General features: G+C 70.1%; 14 protein-coding genes. 9 read left to right on the top strand and 5 right to left on the bottom strand.

Features of this window, described 5'->3' with window-relative positions:
* The first annotated feature begins 49 nt into the window (after positions 1-49).
* The 8 genes from AC3ZJJ_RS07635 (at position 50) to AC3ZJJ_RS07600 (ending at position 8,062) form a co-directional block, all read left to right on the top strand.
* The gene (locus AC3ZJJ_RS07635; RefSeq protein WP_489895097.1) at positions 50-1,441 is read left to right on the top strand and encodes a stealth family protein; all 1,392 of its coding nucleotides are present in this window, start codon (positions 50-52) and stop codon (positions 1,439-1,441) included.
* Positions 1,434-3,260: a CDP-glycerol glycerophosphotransferase family protein gene (locus tag AC3ZJJ_RS07630; RefSeq protein WP_489895087.1), complete on the top strand. Its 1,827-nt coding sequence runs from the start codon at positions 1,434-1,436 to the stop codon at positions 3,258-3,260. Before AC3ZJJ_RS07635 ends, AC3ZJJ_RS07630 begins: the two co-directional genes overlap by 8 nt.
* A gap of 128 nt (positions 3,261-3,388) precedes the next feature.
* Entirely contained in the window at positions 3,389-3,907 is a 519-nt protein-coding gene (locus AC3ZJJ_RS07625; protein ID WP_489895085.1) for a YceD family protein, read from the top strand.
* Between the two features lie 2 nt (positions 3,908-3,909).
* The gene (rpmF, locus tag AC3ZJJ_RS07620) at positions 3,910-4,113 is read left to right on the top strand and encodes a 50S ribosomal protein L32 (protein WP_373970294.1); all 204 of its coding nucleotides are present in this window, start codon (positions 3,910-3,912) and stop codon (positions 4,111-4,113) included.
* Between the two features lie 9 nt (positions 4,114-4,122).
* Positions 4,123-4,818 (top strand): ribonuclease III, encoded by a 696-nt coding sequence (rnc, locus tag AC3ZJJ_RS07615; protein ID WP_489895083.1) that lies wholly within the window; start codon positions 4,123-4,125, stop codon positions 4,816-4,818.
* A gap of 7 nt (positions 4,819-4,825) precedes the next feature.
* Positions 4,826-5,749 (top strand): bifunctional DNA-formamidopyrimidine glycosylase/DNA-(apurinic or apyrimidinic site) lyase, encoded by a 924-nt coding sequence (gene mutM, locus AC3ZJJ_RS07610; RefSeq protein WP_489895082.1) that lies wholly within the window; start codon positions 4,826-4,828, stop codon positions 5,747-5,749.
* A 73-nt stretch (positions 5,750-5,822) separates the two neighbouring features.
* Entirely contained in the window at positions 5,823-6,209 is a 387-nt protein-coding gene (locus AC3ZJJ_RS07605; RefSeq protein WP_489895080.1) for a hypothetical protein, read from the top strand.
* Positions 6,206-8,062 (top strand): glycosyltransferase, encoded by a 1,857-nt coding sequence (locus tag AC3ZJJ_RS07600; RefSeq protein ID WP_489895078.1) that lies wholly within the window; start codon positions 6,206-6,208, stop codon positions 8,060-8,062. Before AC3ZJJ_RS07605 ends, AC3ZJJ_RS07600 begins: the two co-directional genes overlap by 4 nt.
* 16 nt (positions 8,063-8,078) lie before the next feature.
* On the opposite strand, the gene AC3ZJJ_RS07595 is transcribed toward AC3ZJJ_RS07600, so the two are convergent.
* The 4 genes from AC3ZJJ_RS07595 to AC3ZJJ_RS07580 are packed head-to-tail and all read right to left on the bottom strand — an operon-like array spanning position 8,079 to position 13,637.
* Positions 8,079-8,894, bottom strand: a complete 816-nt coding sequence (locus AC3ZJJ_RS07595) for a serine hydrolase domain-containing protein (RefSeq protein WP_489895076.1) — start codon at positions 8,892-8,894, stop codon at positions 8,079-8,081.
* Positions 8,894-9,928, bottom strand: a complete 1,035-nt coding sequence (locus tag AC3ZJJ_RS07590) for an NAD-dependent epimerase/dehydratase family protein (RefSeq protein ID WP_489895739.1) — start codon at positions 9,926-9,928, stop codon at positions 8,894-8,896. The genes AC3ZJJ_RS07595 and AC3ZJJ_RS07590 overlap by 1 nt, the downstream gene beginning before the upstream one ends.
* A 56-nt stretch (positions 9,929-9,984) precedes the next feature.
* Positions 9,985-12,618 (bottom strand): alpha/beta fold hydrolase, encoded by a 2,634-nt coding sequence (locus tag AC3ZJJ_RS07585; RefSeq protein ID WP_489895074.1) that lies wholly within the window; start codon positions 12,616-12,618, stop codon positions 9,985-9,987.
* Positions 12,612-13,637: a 3-oxoacyl-ACP synthase III gene (locus AC3ZJJ_RS07580; protein WP_489895072.1), complete on the bottom strand. Its 1,026-nt coding sequence runs from the start codon at positions 13,635-13,637 to the stop codon at positions 12,612-12,614. Before AC3ZJJ_RS07580 ends, AC3ZJJ_RS07585 begins: the two co-directional genes overlap by 7 nt.
* Positions 13,638-13,881: 244 nt before the next feature.
* Here AC3ZJJ_RS07580 and smc point away from each other — a divergent pair, with 244 nt between their 5' ends.
* Positions 13,882-17,472: a chromosome segregation protein SMC gene (gene smc, locus AC3ZJJ_RS07575; RefSeq protein WP_489895070.1), complete on the top strand. Its 3,591-nt coding sequence runs from the start codon at positions 13,882-13,884 to the stop codon at positions 17,470-17,472.
* A gap of 24 nt (positions 17,473-17,496) precedes the next feature.
* Here the strand turns inward: smc and AC3ZJJ_RS07570 are convergent, their stop codons facing one another.
* Positions 17,497-18,540, bottom strand: a complete 1,044-nt coding sequence (locus AC3ZJJ_RS07570; RefSeq protein ID WP_489895068.1) for an acyltransferase family protein — start codon at positions 18,538-18,540, stop codon at positions 17,497-17,499.
* Between the last annotated feature and the right edge of the window lie 101 nt (positions 18,541-18,641).

Below are 18,641 nucleotides of genomic sequence, written 5' to 3'. Positions count from 1 at the left end.
CAGCTTGCCGCTGCCCCGGGAAGCCGGAGGCGCTATGGAGGGAATATAGATGTCAGCGTGGCGTGGACGTTTGGCGCAGGTCGTCCCGGATCCCATCCTGCGTCGCGCGATCGGCGCAGTCGACAAGGCCCAACTTCCCGCGTTCCGCGGCCCGGCGTCCGAGCTTCGCGACCGGGGGGCCGCGCGGCTGGCGGAGGCCCTGGCGGCCTACCCTGCCGAATCTGCCACGGAGACACTGCTGGGCGAGGCCTGGCACGTGGTCCGCCAGGAGCCGGGCACTGGCGAGGATCGCCTGGTCGGGCACCTGCGCCGCTCCGGGCTCGCGGTCGTGGCGGACGCGGGCGTGCACGGGCCCCCGGGCACGGTCGCATCGTTCCGGGTGGCGGACCCCGCCCTTCATGGCAGGCGCGGAGCGTTGTCCAACGCGCTCGCCGCGCCCCTGGCGCTGGTCGGTGAACGCCCCCCCGTGCCGGCGAAGGACATCTTGGCCGTGGACTTCCCCGTCGACGCCGTCTACACGTGGGTGGACGGCTCGGATCCGCGATGGCTCGAAACCAGGCGCGCCGCTGCAGGGGCCCGGGCCGCCGGCCTCCCGCCCACCTCCAACGACGACGCCAGGTTCGCCTCCCACGACGAGCTCAGGTATTCGCTGCGGTCGCTGGAGTATTTCGCCCCCTGGATCCGCCACGTGCACCTGGTCACCGCAGGACAGGTGCCGGACTGGCTGGACACGTCCGCGCCGGGCATCACCGTGGTGGACCACGGCGAGATCTTCGCCGACCCGTCCCACCTGCCGACGTTCAACTCCCATGCGATCGAGGCGAACCTCCACCGGATTTCCGGGCTGACGGAGCAATTTCTGTACCTGAACGACGACGTGTTCCTCGGGCGCGGAGTCGGTCCGGAGACCTTCTTTACCCCCGGTGGCGCGGCGCGGATCTTCCCCAGCCGCCAGCGGATCCAGGGTGGCCCCGGCGCCCTCCCCGTCGATACGGCCGCGGCCAACAACCGCGCCGTGTTGCTGGACCGTTTCCAGAGGACGGCGTCGTTCAAGTTCAAGCACACGGTGCACGCCCAGGTCCGGTCCACGCTAGAGGACATCGACAGGGACTACCCCGAGCTTGTTGCCGCCACCTCCGCGGCCCGGTTTCGAAGCGACTCCGACCTGTCCATCCCCTCGTCGCTGGCGCACTACTACGGCGTGGGGACGGGGCGCGCCGTGGTGTCGTCCGTGGACTACCGCTACGTGGACCTCGACGATCCAAGGGCCCAACTTCTGCTGGCGCGCCTGCTGTGGAACGCGCCACCGGAAATGTTCTGCCTCAACCAAGTGAGGTCTGTCCGGGACGGGCAGGCGCGCGGAGCCATGCTCGCCAATTTCCTCGGCTCCTTCTTTCCCTTCCCCTCGCGATTCGAGAAGGCGGTAGGTACGCGTGGCTGAAACACCCGCCCTACGGGCCCTGATGCGGGAAGCGGCGTCGCTGGCGGCCCGCCGCCGGTCGCTCGCCCCCGCGGTTGACCCGCTGCCCGGACGTCCCGAGCTCGAGGCCTCGGCGGCCAGGGTCGACGCCGCCGGCGGGACCGTGGCGGTGAGTGGCGTCCTGCGGACCGGTGGCGCCAGGGCGACGGGAGCGCGGCTGTCCCTTGTTGCGCGCGGAACGGGCCAGGAATGGCAAGTGCCGGTGCGGTTGCGGCACAGCCGCGCCGCCGAACGGCGCACGCTCGGCCAGGGCAGGATCCTGTGGGACGGCTCGTTGGACCTGGGCGGGCTCGATTGGACCGATTTCAGCTCCGCGGACTATTACGACCTGTGGCTGCACGTAGACATGGAGGGGACGGCCACGCCGCAGCGGGCGCGTGTGGTCGGCACCCATCCGTTGGTGCGCGCCACCACGGACTCCGGGCACGCGGCCAAGGACGGCCAAACGCTGGTCGTGACCCCCTACTACACGTTCAAGCGGCGGGCCCTCTCCCTCATGCTCGACGTCGTCGGGGAGGAGGCGTTCCAGGTCTTCCTCGACCATCGTCGGCGTCCGGCGCGTCGCCGTGGGGAAAGGCCCGTTTGGCTGGTGGGCGAACTGCCGCACAGGGCCCAGGACAACGGTCTGCACCTCTTCCGGTACCTCCGCGCGCAACACCCCGAAATCGACGCGTACTACGTCGTCGAGGAGCGTGCGCCGGACCGGCGAAACCTGGCTGGAATGGACAACGTGATCGCGCACCGATCCAGGGAGCACTTCGAGGTGGTCCTGCGGGCGGAGCGCATCCTGGGCACGCACCACGCGTCCTACCTCTACCCGACACGCCACACCGGGTTCCGCCGAAGTGTGTCCGCGACCAAGGTGTTTCTCCAGCACGGGGTCATGGGCGTCAAGTGGATGGTTCCCAACTACGGTCGCCGTTCGGAGGGATTCGATACGGACCTGGTCTGCGTCTCGTCGGAGCGCGAGCGGGCGTATCTGATGTCGGACTTCGGATACAGCCCCCGGCAGGTGGCTGTCACGGGTTTGCCGCGCTTCGATGCGCTCTTCGCGGGCGATGTGCCGGTGCGCCCCGGCCAGTTGCTGGTCATTCCCACCTGGCGCGACTGGCTGTCGACAACGGCGTCGTTCAAGCCGTCGCAATATCTGCGTGAGTGGCGGGGCCTTTTGCTGGATCCCCGCCTCAGGGATTTGTGCGAACGGCACAACCTCGAGGTCCTGTTGTGTCTGCACCCCAACATGCAGCGCCACAGGGCGCACTTCGACGACGTTCCGGCCAGGGTCGTGGACCAGGGCGAGGTGGACGTCCAGCATCTGCTCAAGCAAAGCGCGGCGCTCGTCACGGACTACTCCAGCGTCGCCTTCGACTTCAGTTTCCTGGGCCGCCCCGTGCACTATTTCCAGTTCGACCGCGAACGCTTTCTCGGTCCCAACGGATCGCACCTGGACCTCGACGCGGAGCTCCCCGGCCCGATCGCCGGCACCCGCGCCGAGTTGCTGGACCTTTTGGACGCGGGGGCCTCCAGCGGTTGGCCCCAAGAACCCGCCTACGCCCAACGCGCCGACCGGTTCATCCTCGCCCGGGACCAAAACCATTCCAGGCGGGTCTTCGCGGCCGTCTCCGGCGCGCGTCCCCGGGGACGGATTGCCGGGTTCGCGACGACGGGCCTCTTGGCCACGTCCGCCCGCGCCGGAGGGCGCAAACTCCTTGCCAAGCTCCCGCGGCGCGCCCGGCGGCCGCTCGTTTGGGCTGCCGGGTACCTTCGGGCTAAGATGTAATGTCGGTCTATTGTTCTACGGGAGTCCTCATCAGCGAAAAGCGTTCAGATCGTTCGTCGTCACACGGCATCGATCGCAGATCGCCCTTGGTCATTCAGGTCAGGGACCTCGGGCGCAGCGCCGGGAGCATGAAGACATTCGAAGAGCAGGTCGCGGCACCAGCCGAGCTGGGCGTCGCCTTGATCGGGGTTCGGGAAGGGTCGCCAGTCGACCTCGACCTGAGATTCGAGGCCGTGCACGAAGGGATCCTGGTTTCGGGAACCGCCTACGCCGGTGTCACCGGCGAATGCGGCCGTTGCCTGGGGCCCATCGCGTACGACCTCGCAGCCGACATTCAAGAGCTTTTCTACTACGAAGGCACGGAAGTGCCCGACGAGGAAGAAGCAGAGCAGTACCAGGTTGTGGACGACCATGTCGACCTCGAATCGGTACTGCGGGACGCTGTGGTGACCGCACTGCCGTTCCAGCCGGTGTGCCGGGAGGACTGCAAAGGCCTCTGTTCCGAATGCGGAATAAGCCTCAACGAGGATCCGGACCACCACCACGAGGTGTTAGACCCTCGCTGGGCAGCCCTGACGGGGCTGGCCGGCAACGCCGCGAACGACGCGGCGGAACGTTCAGATTCAGTCGAGAGAGAAGAGAGTTAGCCGTGGCTGTTCCCAAGCGGAAGATGTCCCGCTCGAATACCCGCGCACGCCGGTCCCAGTGGAAGGCAACTGCGCCCAACCTGGTGAAGACCGTGGAGAACGGCCGCGTCAGCTACAGCCTGCCGCACCAGGCCAAGCTTGTCACCGACTCCGCCGGCACCGCGCTGTTCCTTGAGTACAAGGGTCGCAAGGTAGCAGACGCCTAACCACGTCTAATGCCTTCACAAGAAGAACTTCTGAAGCGTCTCGGGGTCGACATCGACCCCGAGACGCTTCGTCTTGCCCTGACACACCGGTCCTACGCCTACGAGCAGGGCGGCATCCCCACCAACGAGCGACTGGAGTTCCTCGGTGACTCCGTGCTCGGCTTCTCGGTGACCGACCACCTCTACCGCACGTACCCCGATCTTCCGGAAGGCGACCTCGCCAAGCGGCGCTCCGCCGTCGTGAGCACGCGCGCACTCGCCGGGATAGCCCGGACGTTGGGCCTGGGGGAGTTCATCCTGTTGGGCCAAGGCGAGAAGCTCACGCATGGTGCGGACAAGTCGAGCATCCTGGCCGACACGATGGAGGCCGTCATCGGCGCCACCTACCTAAGCCACGGCGTCGAGGAGTCCCGACTGCTGGTGCTGCGCCTCGTCGCCCCCCTCTTGGCGGAGGTCGACGTCCTCGGAGCGGGAACCGACTGGAAAACCGCCATCCAAGAGATCGCGGCCGCGCGCAAACTCGGCGCCATCGACTACCTGATCCTCGGCTCCGGCCCCGACCATGCCAAGCGCTTCGAGGCAACCCTATCGATCGGCGGGACGCTGTACGGCTCCGGCTCCGGACCCTCCAAAAAGGAAGCCGAGCAGGAAGCCGCCGCCGCCTCGTGGAAGCTGCTCCGCGACGGCGACGGCCTGAACGCCTAGGCGCCACATGCCCGAACTGCCCGAGGTCGAAGTCGTCAGGCGTGGACTCGACGCGTGGGTCGTCGGGCGCCAGGTCCTGATGGCCGAGGTCGTGGACGCGCGGTCCGTGCGCCGGCACACGGGCGGCCCCGAGGACTTCGCCGCCACCCTGACCGGCGCCTCGATCGCCGGCGCGGTTCGGCGCGGCAAGTTCCTCTGGATGGAGCTGCGCGGGCTGCCGGTGCCCTGCGCACTGGTTGCGCACCTCGGTATGAGCGGTCAGCTGCTCGTCGAAGAGGCCGACGCGCCGCGGGAGAAGCACCTCAAGGCTCGCCTGGAACTTTCCTCTGCCGAGGGGAAGCCCGCGGAACTGAGGTTCGTCGACCAGCGGATCTTCGGCGGAATGCACGTCTCGCCGCTTCAACCGACACCGGACGGCGGTCCAGGTGGGCTGGGCTCGCCGCTGCCCAGCATGCCCGAGTCCGCCGGCCACATTGCCCGCGACGTGCTCGACCCCGCCCTGGATGTGGACGCGCTGCACCTGTCCCTGACCGCGCGGCGCACCGGAGTGAAGCGAGCCATCCTGGACCAGGGCCTGTTGTCCGGGGTGGGCAACATCTACGCCGACGAGGCCCTGTGGGCGTCCAAGATCCACTACGCGACGCCCACCCGGTCGCTGCGGCGTCCGGACACGGCGCGCCTGGTTGGCGGTCTGCGCGATGTTATGGAATCGGCATTGGCCGCCGGCGGAACCAGCTTCGATGCCCTGTACGTCAACGTCAACGGCGCATCCGGCTATTTCGACCGCTCGCTCAATGCCTACGGCCGGGGAGGGCTGGGGTGTCGCCGCTGCGCCAACGCCGGGCGCACAACGCTCATTCTCCGCGACGCCTTTATGGGCCGCTCTTCATACTTCTGCCCGCGATGCCAACGACCGCCTCGGCGAATGTAGGCTAAAGCTAGGCATTGTATCTGTCCCAGGTGTCACCCACAATGGGCAGGTATTCGGACAGCAGGGGGACGTCGTGTTATCCATCGAGGACTTTTTATTCCAGCGCGCCATCATCCATGGGGACGGATCCCTGGAGGTGGTGGGTGAGCTGAGAACCGATGCGGTCAACGGCGCCGACGAAGGTGGCTTGCGCGTCGTTGTCTCCGAGCGGAGCGGATCGGCGGAGGTGGCCGAGGACGTGCACGTTGTGGAACGCGCACCCAAGATGGTGGTTTCCGCCCGCATCGCCTCGGATTCGCTCGCATCCCTGACCGGAAAGTTCCACAACGTGTGGATCGAGTCCCGGGGGGCTGACGGGGCCGCGCGGCGCAAGCGCATCAAGTTCCAGGGGGCAGACCCCCTGTGGCGGCCCTACGTGACAACGGGCGGAAACGTGAGCTTGCGACGGGTGGCCGCATGACCGCCGCCGCACCCATCCGGGCGGCAGCGCCACCCGTCAAGTGTTTTATGGTGCTGTGGGGCATCGGCGAGGTGTTCGGCGGAATGACCACCATGGCACTGCAGCGGTCGGGCATGTTCGGCAGGGTCGCCGGGATCGACGCGCCGGTCCTGACGTTCGCCTTCAAACCGGACTACGAACGTGTCCTCGACACGTTGCGCTCCTCCGGGAAACTCGACCGTTCCGTGCGCGTGCTGAATCCGTACTACCACTACCGCGCGATTGACCTGGACGGCCGCGAGGCGGACGCCGAGCTGGCGCGGGTGCCCGAGGACCAGGACGCGGTGGGCTCGCCCACCGAGGAGCTGGACGTCGACGGGCGCGTTTTTGTGAGGCTGCACTGGCGCCCCAGCAACAAGACCGTGGCCTACCGCGACTACCTGCGGGCCGACGGCACCACGTATCTCCGCGACGAAAGCCCGCGGGACTCGACCGGTCTGGGGCGGGGCCGCTATCTCACCCTGCTGCGGCGCGACGGAACGCCGGTGCGCCGCTGGGACTCGACCAACGCGTTCTACCGGGACTGGATGCTCGAGCTGGCCGGTGGCGAGCCCACCGCCTTCATCGTGGACAGCAACTACGTCAGCGGGCTGGTCGCCCCGCTCCGCCAACCGCATATCCTGAAGCTTCGCGTGCTGCACAACAGCCACGTCTCGGCCGGCGGCGACCCGGTGAGGGGCAAGCTGGGGCAAAGCCAGCGGCCCGTCCACGACGATGTGAACAGCTGGGATGGACTGGTCTTCCTGACAGACGGCCACCGTAGGGACTACGAACTGCGGTTCGGGACGTCGTCGAACCTGTTCACCGTGTCCAATCCGCGCGAGCGCCAGCCCCAGCCCCCCAACCACGCGGCCCGCGTGCCCGGCCGCGGGGTTGTGCTGGCGCGCCTGGCCTCGCAGAAGAATCTGACGCACGCCGTGCGGGTCGTTGCCATGGCAAGGGAAGAGGCGCCCAATGTGGTGCTGGACATCTACGGCAAGGGCGACGACGAGGAGAAGCTCCGCGACCTGATCCACGAGCTCCGTGCGGAGGACGTCGTCCATCTCCGGGGGTACGCCCCCCGGGCCGCGGAGGAGCTGGACTCCGCCTCGTTCTCGCTGCTGACGAGCCGCTTCGAGGGCCAGCCGCTATCGCTGCTCGAGAGCATGGGACACGGCTGTCCGCCCGTCTCCTACGACATCAACTACGGACCGTCGGACATCATCACGGACGGCGAGAATGGGTTCCTGGTGCCCGCGGGCGACGTTGCGGCGGCCGCCCGGCGAGTGGTCCAGCTGTGTGGAGACCAGGCGCTTGTGGAGCGCATGGGCGACGCGGCGTGGCACGGAGCGGAGCGGTTCTCCGAGGTCCACGTCTTCGAGGCGTGGGCCGGGGTCTTGGGGCGGGCCTGGGACCAGCGTGCGGAGCGGTCGCGTGTGGAGGGCATCAACCTCCTGGAGCAGGAGTACCACCTTTTGGCCGGAGGCGGCTTCGAAATCGCCTGCGACCTCTTCTGGACCCAGTCCGCGGGCCGGCCCTTCGAGGAGGAGGCGGTTGTGGAGCTTGTCGCCGTCCCCCGTTCCAAGGGACCCGCGGAAATCTTCCCGGTCAGGATCGAGGAGCGGCTCCCGGGCCGCATCCGGCTGGTGGTGCCGGCGGCAATGGACGGCAGCCAACCAGAGGGAGCGGGCGACCCCGCGGTCGATCTGTTCATCAGGGTGAGAAGCCACGACGTGTTGAAGCGGTTCCGCCTGGGGCCCCCGTTGGCGCCCGGAATCGCGCTGCCGTACTGGACCGCGCACAAGGCCCTGAGCCTGCAGCGTCTCGAGGACTGACGCCGCGGCGGCTGGGCTAGCGCGTGGCCTGGCCCAGCACCGAGTCGGAGAGCGGGGGCCAGGCCGCGGCGGCCCAGGGTCCGAAGTCGAGGTCCGTCAGGGCGACGCAGGCCAGCCGCGCCTCGGGGTCCACCCAGAGGAACGTGCCGGACTGGCCGAAGTGTCCGAAAGTCCGGGGGGAGTTGTCCGATCCTGTCCAGTGCGGCGACTTGTGACCGCGGAGTTCGAAGCCCAGGCCCCAGTCGTTTTCCGCCTGCCTGCCGAACCCCGGAAGGACTCCGGCGAGACCGGGAAAGGACACGCGGGTTGCCTCCGCGACCGTCTGGGGAGCGAGCAGCGCGGGGGCCTGGAGTTCCGCGGCGAAGCGCGCCAAGTCGTTGGCGGTGGACACGCCGCCCGCGGCGGGCGTTCCCGCGAGGGACGTCGCGGCCATGCCCAGGGGACGGAGAACGGCCTCGTCCAGATAGTCGGCAAACCGGAAGTCGGCCGAGGCCTCCAAGGCCTCTCCGAGGACCTCGAAGCCGACGTTCGAGTAGATCCGCCGAGTTCCCGGGGCGGCCCTGACCTTGCGCTCGGAGAAGTCGTAGCCGGACGTGTGGGCCAGCAGGTGGCGCACGGTGGACCCCTCCGGTCCCGCCGGCTGGTCCAACTCCAGCGCGCCCTCCTCGATGGCCGCGAGGACGGCGTACGCGCTCAGCAGCTTCGTCACGGAGGCCAGACGGAAGGGGCGGTTCCCGTCGCCGTGGGAGTCGAGAATCTTTCCGTCCTGCGCGACGACCACGGCCGACGCGTGTGCGGAGGGCCAGCCGTCCACCTGGTTCAGGGAGTCCATCATCGTCCTTCGTCGTGCGTCGCGTTGGTGTGTGCCGCCCGGCCGCGGCCCGCGGGTGTGTGCGCGCCGTCGCCCGTGCCGGGCGCCGTGCCGCCGTAGTGGTCGGCCAGCCTTCGCAGCCCCTCGTCGAGGCCGACCTGGGGCGCCCAGTCAAGGACACGGCGCGTTTCGCGCTGGTCGAACCAGTGGGCGGTGGAGAGCTGTTCGGCGAGAAACCGCGTCATGGGCGGCTCGTCGTGGACCCAGCCGAGGTCTCCGGCCAACGTCCAGGCCTTTTCGACGACGAAGCCCGCGGCACGGGCCAGCGCTCCGGGCAGGCTCCGGCGCGGGGGCTCGACGCCGCCGGCGCGGCAGATTCCGGCGACGAGGTCTCCCACCGGCCGTGGTTGGCCGTTGGTGACCACCAGCGCGCGGCCATGCGCGTGCTCCATCCGTTCCAGCGCGCGCACGATGGCGGCCGCGGCGTTATCGACGTAGGTCGTGTCGATCAGCGCGTTACCCCCGTCAAGGAGGGGCAGGCGTCCCGCCTTCGCGCGGGCGAGGAGCCGCTCCACGAGTTGTGTGTCGCCCGGACCCCAGACGATGTGGGGCCGGACGGCGGCCACACGGAATCCCGGGGCGTCGGCCGCGAGGGCCAGCAGTTCGGCCGCTGCCTTGGAACGCGCGTAATGCCCGCGGGCCCGGTCCGGATCCGGGGGCCCGGCGACAGCCCCGGCGATGGCGGATCCGAGGTGCGCCACGGATGGCGAGGAGACGAAGACGAGGTCGCGCACGCCGGCGTCCCGTGCCGCAGCCAGGACGTTCCGCGTGCCGTCCATGTTCGTCGAAACAAACTCGTCCCAGTGGCCAGTGAAAGAGACCTTGGCGGCCAGGTGCACCACGGCGTCGGCGCCGGCCAGCGCGGACGCCAGCGTCCGCCGATCGGCAACGGAGCCCTGGTGCGAGACGCCGGGTCCGACCGTCGGTCGCCGTTGGTAGGTCCGGACCCTGTGGCCCTTGGCAACTAGGAGCGACACCACGGCGCGGCCGAGCATGCCGCTGGCGCCGGTGACCAGTATGTCCCGGGCGGCGCCGTCCGCTGGGGCGGGGGTCACAGTGCCCGCGCCCTTCCGCCGGCAAGCGTCGCGGCGGCCCATTCGGCCACGGCCGCGCGGTCGATCTTGGAGTTGTGCCGCACGTCTGTGGGCAGGCGGGGGAGGACCAGCACCGCGGCCACGTCGAGTCCGGTCGAATCCAGCACGGAGTCGCGCACGGAGAGCGCGAGGCGCTCGGGTGCGCGGCCGCCTGTCCTCGCCGGCGGCACGGTCTCAAGCACCGCCACGGCAACTTGGGCCCCGGCGGGGCCCACGCCGACGACGGCGGAACGGCCCGCCCCGTCGGTGGACGAGGCGGCAAGCTCGGCGGCCACCGGCGTCCGGACACCATCCGCCGTCGTCAGGATGTGGCCGAGCCGACCCTCCACCCACAGGCGGCCCTTGTGGTCCAGGTGGCCCACGTCGCCGGTGCGGTGCCAGCCCGGCACCGATCCGCTGTCACGTTCGGTGATCCACAGCCTGTCGTAGCGCGCCTTGACGTGGGGTGCGGAAACAAGGATCTCTCCGGTGAGCCCGGGCTCCCCCGTCGCCGAGTCCGAAGGCGCCCCGTCGGGTCCGAGCGGCGCGACGGCGACGCGCGCACCGGCCACCGGAAACCCGACGCAGACGCCGTCGCCGGCACCCGCTGCGCGGATGCCGGCGTGGTCGATGTCCGTCACCGGCAGGGCCTCGGTCATGCCGTAGGGCGTGTGGAGCGCGGCCGATGGGACCAACTTTTGGGTGCGCTCGAGGAGCGGGCCAGGAATGGGCGCTCCCGCGGAGAGCAGCAGCGACACCGCCCCCAAGGCGCCGCGCCCGGCATCATCCAGCTCGGCGGAGGTGGCGTCCACGTTCGCCAGTGCGGCGGGCGAGGCGAAGACGATCGAGGCCCCGACGGCGCGCGCGGCGTCCGCCAGCGCTTGGGCGGTCAGCGTGGCCGGTGCCGTCACGTCCATGTCCGGGGTGACGGAGGTCGCGCCAAGGGCCGGTCCCAGAAGGGCGAAGGGCGCGAACCCGGCGACCAGGGCGGACCCGGAGGCGATTCCGTAGGTCTCTCGTACGGTGTCGCGCATGGCGGCCAGCCGCCGGTGTGTGTAGACCACGCCCTTGGCCGGGCCCGTCGATCCCGACGTGAAGAGGACGGCCGCGTCCGCGTCCGGGTCCACGGGAGCGAAGGCTCCACTAGGCCCGGGGGCGGTTCCGGCGGCAACCAGATCCGGCACGCTGTGGTCGACGCCCAGTGCACGCCGCCGCGCGGCACCCAAACGGGTCGTAGAAATGCGGATCCCTGGCCATCCGTAAACGCGGGCGCCGGCCAGGGCGCGCTCGATGCCGACCAGGTAGCGGGGGCCGGCGCCCTTGATCGCGCGCCCGAGCCCCGCTGTGCCCAGCCCGGCATCGGCGACAACAACCACGGCGCCGAGGCGCAGGCAGGCGTAGATGAGGCAGGTCAGATGGATGCCGGGCGGCACAAGCAGGCTGACCCTGTCTCCCGCGGAGACGCCGACGGAGGCCAGTCCGCGGGCGAGCGCGTCCACGCGATCCGCCAGCCCGGCCCAGGAAAGTTCGGTGGGGTCCTGTTGGCCGGCGGCGCCCGAAGGCATGTCGACCACCGCGCGGCCGCCGTCGTTCCTCCGGTTATCGAGTTCCGCAAGCAGGGGCCGGAACCTGCCGACGGGTGCCGTGGTGGCCGGGGCCGTGGCGGTTTCAGCGCTGCTGCCCGCGGTCCGGGCCCGCTCACCGAGCCAGCGCAGGATCGGCGTGGCGACGTCGCGGTCCTCGGGAAGCAGATGGCCGGCGCCCTCGAAGCGGTGAACGTCCGCCGCCGGGAGCCGCTCGATCAGGTCGCGAAGATAGCGGTCGGAGAAGACCGGATCCCGGGGGCCCCACAGCAGCAGGGCCGGGACGCCGAGGCCCCGAATACCGGAGGACACCTCCGCGAGCGTCTCCCAGCTTGGATGCGAGGAACGGGCCGGGATGTCCTCAACGAAGTTGCCCACGCCCTGGCGCCGGTCCGGGGTGGTGTACGGCGCCATCAGGGCCGCCCGAACGTCCGGGGCCAGCCGCGGATGCGCGAGGGCGTGGGTGACGCGGAGGAAGGCCGCTGTGCTCTTGGTACCCCAACCGTGCACGGCCGGATGCAGGGCCAGCCGCAGGGCGGGCGGTAACGAGAAGCCGGCCGGATGAACGGCGGTGTTGGTCAGGACCACGGCGCGCAGGAGTTGTGGGTGGCGTAGTGCCCAGCCAAGCGAGATGATGCCGCCCCAGTCGTGGCCCACGGTGACCACGGGGCCTTCGAGGGCGAGGGCGTCCGTCAGGTCGGAGAGGTCCGTGATCCGATCCTCGAGTCTGCGGAATGTCCCGGTCCGCTCCGAATAGCCCATGTCCAGTTGGTCGACCGCGACCACGCGCCATGGGGCACCCGCGGCGCCCGCCGCCGCCAGGAGCCCGCGCCACAGGTAGGACCAGGTGGGGTTGCCGTGCACACAGAGCAGGGTCCCTTCCGGTTCGACGCCGCGCGCGGCGAGTTCAGGACCGTTGTCCAGCACATGCCACGTGTGGGTCGACCCCGCGGGCGATGCCGCCGCGGTCGAGGGCACCCGGACGCGCCGGGACCACTGGGGCCGCACGTCGGGCCAGGGTGCTACCACGCGAGTTCCAACATGGCGGTGTTGAGCCCGGACCCCACTCCCATGCACAACACGCGGTCGCCGGGGTTGAGCGTGCTCGACTCTTGCGCCAGGGTCATGGGAAGCGACGCCGGTCCCACGTTGCCCCACTTGGGGAACGTGATCGGCACGCGGTCCCGGACCAGATCGACGGCCTTGATGATGGCGTTCGTGTAGGAGTTGGATACCTGGTGCGTCACATAGCGATCCATGGTGCGCCAGTCCCAGCCGTCCGTGTGGGCTTCGTCCCACGCGTCGACGACGAGTTCGAGTCCGTTGTCCAGCAGCCCCTTGGTGTCCGTGAACATTCCATCCGGACCACCGACGCAGAGGCCGTGGTGTTCCGTCCCCGCGCGGGAGACTCCGCCGACAATGCGGTGGGAACCCGGGTGCCGGTCGGCGGGGCCGATCACCGCGGCGGCCGCGCCGGAACCGAGGGTCAGGGTGGCGAACTCGCGGAGGTAGTCCTCGCGGGTCGAGTCCTTGTGGTTGAGCCGGCCGAAGGTTGTCTCCTGCGTCGGCTGGGAATCCTCGCCCGCGACGATCAGGGCGTAGTCGATCTGCCGCGAATCGATCATGTTCGCCGCCAGCGTGATGCCGTTGACGAATCCAAGGCAGGCGTTGGCCAGGTCGAAGTTCATGGCCGACGACGGCAGCCCCAGGCCGTGGTGGATCTTAACGGCGACGGAAGGCTCGAGATTGCGGCGTGTCACGGACGTGTTGATCAGCAGGCCCACCTGTCCGGCCTCGATTCCGGCCTCGGCCAGGGCCTTTGAACCGGCCTCCGTGGCGGCGTCGTCGAATCCGGTTCCCGCTGGCCACCAGCGGCGTTCGCTGACTCCGGCGACGCGTTCCAACAGGCGGCGGGAGAGCCTCAGCCGCTTCAGGCTCGGTTCCAGCCGCCGGTCGAAGTCGTCGGAGCTGACCACCACCGGAGCCTCCACGCCCGTGACGGCGAGGATTGCCGAGTTGTTGTGTCGGAACGTTGCATTGCCGCTCAATATCCAGCCTTCGTCCAGTTGGTGTGGTTCGCCCGAACGCACGGCGGACCGGCGTCGTACTGCCCAAGACCTTAACTATGCACGCACCTTGGGGATCCCGCACATCCGGGAGTCGGCATGAACGGGACGCCGAGGACCGGCCACGGGGGAGCCGTAGCCGCTGGATCGGGGCATTCGGCAGTAGATTGGGTGTGTCGATTTTGTCCGCCGCGCCCGGGGCGCCCCCACCGCCAGGAACTCATCCGTGCACCTGAAGTCGCTCACCGTCCGCGGATTCAAGTCGTTTGCGTCGGCCACGACGTTCGACTTCGAACCCGGCGTCACGGCCGTGGTGGGCCCCAACGGCTCCGGCAAGTCCAATGTTGTGGACGCGCTGGCGTGGGTCATGGGCGAACAGGGCGCCAAAACGCTGCGCGGCGGCAAGATGGAGGACGTCATCTTCGCCGGAACGTCGGGCCGGCCCCCGCTGGGACGGGCGCAGGTTTCCCTGACGATAGACAACGCCGACGGAGCGTTGCCGATCGAGTACGCGGAGGTCACGATCTCGCGCACGCTGTTCCGGACGGGAGGGTCCGAATACGCCATCAACGGCGCGGCCTGCCGGCTGCTGGACATCCAGGAACTCCTGTCCGACTCGGGGCTTGGGCGTGAGATGCATGTCATAGTCGGTCAGGGCCAGTTGGACCGTGTGCTGCACGCCACGTCGGACGAGCGCCGGGGTTTTATTGAGGAGGCGGCCGGCATCCTCAAGCACCGCCGCCGCAAGGAAAAGACGGTCCGCAAGTTGGAGGCGATGCAGGGCAACCTCAACCGGCTTCAGGACCTGACCGCGGAGGTGCGGCGACAGCTGGCGCCGCTGGGGCGCCAGGCCGAGGTCGCGCGCCGCGCCAAAACGGTCCAGTTCGAGGTGCGCGACGCCCGCGCTCGGCTCCTGGCGGACGACCTCGCCACGCTCACGGAGACACTGAATCGCGACATCGCGGACGAGGCGGCCCTGAAACGTCGCCAGGCCGCCCTGCAGGACCGGATGGAGCACGCGCGCGGTGCGCTGGCCGAACTTGAGGTCGCGGCGGGACACGCGACCCCCGCGGTCACCGCCGCCCGCGATGCCTGGTATCGGATCGATGCGGCGCGCGAACGGCTCAGCTCGTTGGGGGCGTTGGCGGCCGAACGTGTGCGGCTGCTGGGATCGGCGGAACAGCCCGCGCTGGATTCCTCGAGGGACCCTGACCGGCTGCGGGACCAGGCCGGGCGGCTGCAGGAGCAGCTCCGTTGCCTCGAGGTCGAATCCGTGGAGCATCGGGCGGCGTTGGAGGCGGCCGTGGCGGCGCGTGCCGCGGCCGAGGCGGCGGCCACGGCGGAAGAGCGCCGGCTGACTGCCCTGCTGAGGGCGGCCGCGGACCGCCGCGAGGGCCGGGCCCAGCTTGCCGGGAAGGTCGGCGCGGTCAGGTCCCGCGTCGAGTCCGCCGAGGGGGAACTCGGCAGGCTGCGCTCGGCGCGCGAGGCGGCGGCGGCCCGCCACCAGGCGGCGCTCGAGGAGTTCACGGTCCTCGAACAGCGCGCCGCCGGTGTCGAGCAGGGCGAAGAGGGGCTCGACACCGAGTTCGAGGACGCCACAGCGGAGGTGGAGCGCCTCGAGTCGCGCATCGCCGACCTGAGACAGCGGGGGCAGGAGGTGGAACTCGAACGCGGAGCCCTGGCGGCCCGCCTCGAGGCGCTGCGCTCCGGCCTGGACCGCAGGGACGCCACGGAGGACGTGCTGCAGGCGGCGCCGGACGGGATTGGCGGACGCATTTCCGCCGAACTCGAGGTGGTGAAAGGCTACGAAACAGCCGTCGCGGCCGCCCTCGGTCAACATGCCGAGGCACTCGCCGCTGACGGGATCCGGGCCGCCGGGTCCGTGTTGGGCGGCCTGCGCGACGACGAGGGCGGCCGGGTGCACCTACTGCTTTCGGACGCGCCCGCTCCGGAGCGCGACGACGCCCGCCCTCCGCACCCGGCGCGCCCCATCATCGAACTTCTGACGTGCAGCGGGCGGATCGAACACGCGGTGGCCCGGTTGCTGCGCCGCACCGCCGTCGTCGAGGACCCTTCGGCGGCCGCCGACGTCGTCCTGGCGGATCCGGAGTGGTCGGTCGTGACCCGTGACGGCGACGTGTACTCGGCCGCCGCGGCGGCCGGCGGAGCCGGAACGGGGAAGTCCCTGATCGAACAGCGTGCGGCGGTCGACGAAACGGAAGCGCACTTGGCCGCCGCGGCGGCGGACGCGGAACGGCTTCGCTTCGAGGCCGCGTCCCTCGCCGGCCATGTGGAGGCGGCCCGGGCCAGGCGGGACACGGCGCTGGAACGGCTCCACGAGTCGGACGCCAGGATCTCCGCGGTCGCCGAACGGTTGGGGGACCTGGGGTCGACGCTGCGCCAGGCCGATGGTGAGCGCGAGCGCCTGTCCGCCCAGGCGCGCGCGGCCGAGGCCGAAATCGAACGGGGTCAGGCCGAGCTCGCCGCGGCGATCGCCCGGGCAGAGGCGGCGCGGCAGACTCCGAACGACGACGATCCCTCCACGGCGGAGCGGGACGCCTTGACCGCCACCGCGGCCGCCGCCCGCCAGGCGGAGCTGGAGGCCCGCCTGGCAGTCCGCGGCGGCGAGGACCAGGTGTCGTCGTTGCGATCCCGCGTCGAGTCCCTTCGCCGCGCCGCCGAGACGGAGCGGCTGGCGCGCGAGCAGGGGGAGAAGAGGGCCGCGGTGCGCCGCCTGCAGGCGGCAAGGGCGCGCGCCGTCTCGTTGGCGGTGTCCCAGGCCCTTCGCCACGTCCGCTTGTCCCTTGAGACGGCCGCCGGTGAGCGCGACACCGCGGAGGCCGCGCGCGCGGAAATCGACGCCCGGCTTTCCTCGGCGAGGACGGAGGCCGAGGCCCTGGCGGTCGACGTGGCCCGGACCAAGGATTCCGTGCACCGCGACGAGCTCGCGCGCGCCCAGCAACGCTCCCGGATCGAGGCCCTCGAGAATCGCTCGATCGAGGAGTTGGGGCTGTCGCCGGACCACCTTCTGGACAACTACGGCCCGCATCGCCTGGTCCCGGTGCCGCAGGACTCGACGGACAAATGGGCGGAACTGCGGCGGAGCGTCGACGACGACGGACAGCCGCTGCAGGAACCGGAATCGGGTGTGCCGTTCGACCGGGAGGAGCAGCTCAAGCGCCTCAAGCGGGCGGAGCGCGACCTCGCCTCCCTGGGAAAGGTCAACCCCCTGGCGCTGGAGGAGTTTGCGGCGCTCGAGGATCGACACAACTTCCTTGCCACCCAGCTGGAGGACCTCAAGGCCAGCCGGAAGGACCTGCTGCAGATCGTCAAGGACGTCGACGAGCGCGTTCAGGCGGTGTTCGGCGAAGCCTTCGCCGACACCGCGTCGCAGTTCGAGCGCGTCTTCGGACGGCTTTTCCCCGGCGGCGAGGGACGCCTGGTCCTCACGGAACCCGACGACCTGCTGAACACCGGAATCGAGGTGGAGGCCAGGCCCGCGGGCAAGAAGATCAAGCGCCTCTCCCTGCTGTCCGGAGGCGAAAGGTCCCTCACCGCGGTCGCGCTCCTTGTGGCAATCTTCAAGGCCAGGCCGTCGCCGTTCTACGTGATGGACGAGGTGGAGGCCGCCCTCGACGACACCAACCTCGGACGCCTGATCACCATCTTCGAGGAGCTGCGGGAGTCGAGCCAGCTGATCGTCATCACGCACCAGAAGCGCACCATGGAGGTCGCCGACGCGCTCTATGGCGTGACCATGCGCGGCGACGGCGTGTCCACCGTGATCAGCCAGCGGCTGGAGCGGAGCTCCGGCTAGGCGCCGTGCCCGGGCGGTCCGCCGTCAGCGCGGGCGCCTGGTCAACAGCGTCCCCGGTTCGACGAGGGGGCGCAGCAGGGCGCGCACGGGGGGAGTCACGGAGAGCACGGTCAGCAACAGGGCGCCGCCCAGGTAGATGGCCGTGTTGGGTGTTGGCGCGGCCAAATGCCTGGCGGACGTGGCGCCGACGACGGTGAGCAGCGGCAGGTGCAGGAGGTAGGGGTACATGGTGTGCTGGCCGGCCGTCGCCACCCAGGAGCCGACCGCGCTGGGGGCCCCGGGGCGGCCCGGAAGGGCGACCATAAACGCGCTGGCCACCACGAGTCCGACCACCAGCACGAGGGCGCGCCACAGCATTCCCTCCAGCCAGCCGACGTCGAGCGCCTCGTATGACCTGCTGCCGAGGAACGGCGTGCGCCAGAACTCGCGCCGCAGGATCAGGCAGGTGGCCGCCGCGGCGGCAAGGACCGCGCCGGCGGCGATCCGCATGACCGGCTTGGTTCGCCATTGCGATACCCGGTCAACCACCATCGGACCTGCCAGAAACAGCGGTAGGAAAACGAGGATCCGCGACAACGAGAACGTCCCGCCGATGCGGTCGCTGAGGCCGGCGGCGAGTGCGAGCCCGACGGCGATGGGCAGACCGAAACGAAGGCCGCGGAACCACGGCGCCACGAGGCGCCAGCCGGCCAGCGCCACCAGGAACCACAGCCCGAACGTCTGCGTCGTGAATGCCCAGTTCGGCTCGGTGCCCTTGACCGCGTAGTTCACGCCATAGGCCACCACCTGAAACACCATGAACGGCGCCAGAAGCTGCCACCAGATCTTCGCCAGGCCCCCGCCGGTGGCCTCGATGCGCCGCGCCCCCCAGCCCGCCAGCAGCACCAGCACCGGGATGTGGAACATGTAGAAGAAGTTGGACAGGACAACGGCCAAGTCGCTTTCGCTGCGCATCTGGCCCAAAGCGTGGCCGGCGACGACCAGAAGGATGGCAGCCCATCGGGCCTGGTCTATCCAGGTCTGCCTGACGGTCGTCCGTGCCGTGGTGACGGATGCTGGCGAGGACACTGTGGAGCTCCTTCGGGTGGCGTGCCGCGGTGCGCGGGCGCAGGGCCCCGCCGCGGATTTTGACTAGGTCAACCGTACGGCACGCCGCCTGCCCGGCCCCG

This window comes from Arthrobacter sp. AOP29-A2-19, assembly GCF_058138025.1.
Note: the sequence above shows the minus strand (reverse complement) of the source record. Positions and strands in the feature narration are given on the sequence as shown.

Coding starts and splice junctions, on each gene's coding strand:
- mutM (WP_489895082.1), top strand. CDS start 4,826: ATGCCCGAACTGCCCGAGGTCGAAGTCGTCAGGCGTGGACTCGACGCG.
- AC3ZJJ_RS07590 (WP_489895739.1), bottom strand. CDS start 9,928: ATGCTCGGCCGCGCCGTGGTGTCGCTCCTAGTTGCCAAGGGCCACAGG.
- AC3ZJJ_RS07595 (WP_489895076.1), bottom strand. CDS start 8,894: ATGGACTCCCTGAACCAGGTGGACGGCTGGCCCTCCGCACACGCGTCG.
- AC3ZJJ_RS07635 (WP_489895097.1), top strand. CDS start 50: ATGTCAGCGTGGCGTGGACGTTTGGCGCAGGTCGTCCCGGATCCCATC.
- AC3ZJJ_RS07625 (WP_489895085.1), top strand. CDS start 3,389: ATGAAGACATTCGAAGAGCAGGTCGCGGCACCAGCCGAGCTGGGCGTC.
- rnc (WP_489895083.1), top strand. CDS start 4,123: ATGCCTTCACAAGAAGAACTTCTGAAGCGTCTCGGGGTCGACATCGAC.
- AC3ZJJ_RS07600 (WP_489895078.1), top strand. CDS start 6,206: ATGACCGCCGCCGCACCCATCCGGGCGGCAGCGCCACCCGTCAAGTGT.